Source organism: Streptomyces sp. NPDC057654 (assembly GCF_042800135.1).
Taxonomy (GTDB): domain Bacteria; phylum Actinomycetota; class Actinomycetes; order Streptomycetales; family Streptomycetaceae; genus Streptomyces.
Window position 1 is genome coordinate 1 of record NZ_JBHVHQ010000914.1, and the last position, 3,368, is coordinate 3,368.

The window sequence follows — 3,368 nt, forward strand, 5'->3', positions numbered from 1 at the left end:
CAGGACGAGGATGCGCATGGCTGCTGGTCACGCTCCCTTGATCAGCATGGCGCGGCGGCCGGCGAACTCGGCGTTGGCCCGGTCGTAGTCGTCGGGGCGTCCGATGTCGAGCCAGTAGCCGTCGAAGGCGTACGCGCGGGGCGGCGTGCCCGCGGCCAGCAGGTCGAGGACCAGTTCGTCGAAGCCGAGCGGCAGTCCGGGGGTGTAGCGGGAGAGGGCGTCGCGGGAGATGCCGTAGACGCCCATGGAGACGCGGTAGTCCATGCTGGGCTTCTCGGTGAAGCCGACGACCCGGTCGGACTCGGTGGTGAGCACCCCGAAGTCGATGGCGACCTGGCGGGCGTAGGTCGCGATGGTCAGGGGGCCGCCGGAGTCGCGGTGGTCGCGGAGCACGTCGCCGAAGTCGAGGTCGGTGAGGATGTCGCCGTTGAGCGCGAGGAAGTGGTCGGGGAGCCGGTCGAGCATGGTGAGCAGCGGCCCCATGGTGCCGAGCGGGCTGTCCTCGGTGGTGTAGCCGACGCGCAGGCCCCATTGGGAGCCGGTGCCGACGTAGGCGCGGATGATGTGGCCGAGGTGGCCGATGGCGAGGGTGCAGCTGGTGAAGCCGGCCGCGGCGAGCTGGCGCATCACGATCTCCAGGATCGCGTGCTGGTCGCCGATGGGGACGAGCGGCTTGGGCAGCGCGGTGGTGTAGGGGCGCAGGCGGACGCCCTTGCCCCCGGCGAGGATGACTGCGTGCATGGGTCCCTGCTCCTTCTGAACTGACATGGCACTGACTCCTTTTGACATCTCGTCAGACGTTGTAGATGTCGGTCTTGTACCGGGCCAGGTTCGCCGGGTCGCGGAAGAACTCGATGGTGTGGGCGAGGCCCTCTTCGAGCTGGTGGGCGGGGGCCCAGCCGGTGGCCTCGCGCAGCCGCGAGGCGTCGCAGAGCAGCCGCATCACCTCGGAGGCGGCCGGCCGCACCCGGCGGGTGTCCTCGCGGATCTCCAGCTCCGCGTCCATGAGCTTGCCGATGAGCGTCACGAGGTCGCCGATGGAGATCTCCCGGCCGGTGCCGGCGTTGAAGGTGCGTCCGACGACGTGCTCGGCGGGCGCGGTGCCGACGGCCAGGAAGGCGGCGACGGTGTCCTTGACGTAGCTGAAGTCGCGGGTGGGGCGCAGGTCGCCGAGGTCGAGCGAGCGTTCCCCGGCCGCGACGCGGGCGATGACGGTGGGGATGACGGCGCGCATGGACTGGCGGGGGCCGTAGGTGTTGAAGGGCCGCAGGGTGACGACGGGCGTCTCGAAGCTGGCGTGGTAGCTGTCGGCGAGCCGGTCGCCGCCCGCCTTGGAGGCGGCGTACGGGGACTGCGTGTTGATGGGGTGGTCCTCGGTGATCGGCACGGTCAGCGCGGTGCCGTACGTCTCGCTGGTGGAGGTGTGGACGAGGCGCGGCGTGCCGAGGTGGCGTACGGCTTCGAGGATGTTGAGGGTGCCGGTGACGTTGGTCTCCACGTAACTGTGCGGCGCCTGGTACGAGTACGGGATCGCGATGAGGGCGGCCAGGTGGTAGACCGTGTCGGCGCCGGTGATCAGCCCGGTGACGGAGCCGGGGTCGCGTACGTCGCCGAGGATGACCTCGGTCTGCTCCAGCACGTCCCTCGGCAGCGTCTCCAGCCAGCCGAACGAGGAGAAGGAGTTGTACTGCACCATGGCGCGCACCCGGCGGCCGGATGCGACGAGCGCCTCGACCAGGTGGGAGCCGATGAATCCCTCCGCGCCGGTGACGGCGACGGGTGCCTGGGTGGTTGCGGTCATGCGGGTACTCCTCTAGTGCGACATGTCGCTTTCTGCGGCATGTTTCCTCTATGGGCTTGCGTACCGTTCAGCGGTGCTGGTGCCGTTCAGCGGTGCGTCGTGATCCGGCCGAGCTGTGCGGTGGCGACGGCGAAGAGGGCGGCCGCGGCCCCTCCGCACAGGGCGAGTTGGGCGGTGGTCGGCCCGGCCGACCGCAGGGTGAAGACGACCGCCTCCCCGGCGGCCGCGGCGATGCACAGCAGCGCGGGGGCCCAGGCGGTGCCGAGCGCCTGGAGCAGCAGACCCGTCCACAGCACCGCGCCCAGCAGGAGCAGGGCGAGGTCGCGGGGCACGGTCAGCTGCGGGCTGCCGGGCCACAGCGCCGTCGTCGCGAGGGCGAGTACGGCGAGCGCCCCCAGGTAGGTGCTCAGGCACACGGCCAGCACCCGCATGGCGCGCAGCAGCAGCCCGCCCGAGCTCGTACTCTGCGCGAGGGCGCGCAGGGACAGTCCGCGGCAGCGGTAGAGCAGCCATTCGGCGGCCCCCATGCTGAGCGTGAGGGCGATGACGACGGGCCCGGAGGCGGGCGCTCCGTCGCCGTACCAGAGCCGGTCGCCGAGCGCCGCGAAGGTCGTCAGGACCCCGCAGGCCAGGCCGAACAGCCCGTAGGGCACCGACGCGGCGAGCGAGGCGGCGGCCGGGGCGGACGGCGGGGCGTCGCGGGTGGCGCGTACGGTCTCGCGGGCCGCGGCCCCGAGCGCGCCGCCCACGGTGATGAGCAGCAGGCCCGCGCGCACCGCCCCCGGCAGGTCGAGGAGGAGCAGCAGCGCGGCCCCGGCGGCGGTGGGCAGCAGGCAGTACAGCAGCAGCCGTTCGCCGCCGAGGACCAGCAGGACGGTGGCCGCCCCGAGGTACAGCGCCTGGCCCGCGGAGAAGACCGTCACCCCGGCGGGCGCGAGGAAGATCAGCGCGGAGGCGAAGGCGAGCACCGCGCCGAGCGGCGCGCCCAGCCGCAGGGTCCGGCCGCAGGCCGCGCGCCCGCCGGAGGCCAGCCGTCCGTACGCGCGGTGGGCGAGCCCCTGGTTCCAGGCCCAGGCGACGAGGGCGGAGGCGACGAGCGCCGCGATGCTCGCCGTCTGCCGCTCGCGGGGCGCGATGAGGAAGCGCTCCGCGAGTCCGTAGCCGAGTCCGGGGAGGGTGAAGACGACCGCGCGCAGCAGGGACTGCCAGGGCGCGGCCTTCCAGGGGTCGGGCCGGGGGCCGGGTTCGGGGAAGGAGCGGGGGACCTTGGCGAACAGGTCCTCGGCGAGTTCGAAGGCGTCGCGGCGGCCGTAGCGCTCGGCGGCCTGTTCGGCGGTCATGCCGTCGGCTTCGAGCACGGCGGCGATCTCGTCGGGGTGCACGGCGGCGGCGCACGCCTCCTTGAGCTCCTCGGCGAGTTCGTCGAGCGGGTCCGCGGCCCAGCCGGGGCGGCGGCGGGGCCGGGCCGGGCCCTCGGCGGCGGCGCGCAGCCGGCGGGTGGTCGCGGGGCCGCCGTCGGGCGGCGGCCCCCAGTGCAGCCGCGGTACGGGTTCGGGGTCGTCGGGAG

The 3,368-nt window shown here is 73.5% G+C and carries 3 protein-coding genes; all 3 read right to left on the reverse strand.

Going from position 1 to position 3,368, the window contains the following annotated elements; translation table 11 throughout:
• Nucleotides 1-27: 27 nt before the first annotated feature.
• Nucleotides 28-741: an NDP-sugar synthase gene (locus ACFU99_RS38200; RefSeq protein WP_384401665.1), complete on the reverse strand. Its 714-nt coding sequence runs from the start codon at nucleotides 739-741 to the stop codon at nucleotides 28-30.
• 52 nt (nucleotides 742-793) lie between these two features.
• Nucleotides 794-1,801: a GDP-mannose 4,6-dehydratase gene (locus ACFU99_RS38205; RefSeq protein ID WP_384401668.1), complete on the reverse strand. Its 1,008-nt coding sequence runs from the start codon at nucleotides 1,799-1,801 to the stop codon at nucleotides 794-796.
• Between the two features lie 86 nt (nucleotides 1,802-1,887).
• Nucleotides 1,888-3,368 (reverse strand): hypothetical protein (locus ACFU99_RS38210; protein WP_384401671.1); only part of this gene is annotated, 1,481 nt, incomplete at its 5' end.

Excerpts from the sequence above, each read along its gene's own strand:
- ACFU99_RS38200 (WP_384401665.1), bottom strand. The coding sequence starts at position 741 with ATGCACGCAGTCATCCTCGCCGGGGGCAAGGGCGTCCGCCTGCGCCCC.
- ACFU99_RS38205 (WP_384401668.1), bottom strand. The coding sequence starts at position 1,801 with ATGACCGCAACCACCCAGGCACCCGTCGCCGTCACCGGCGCGGAGGGA.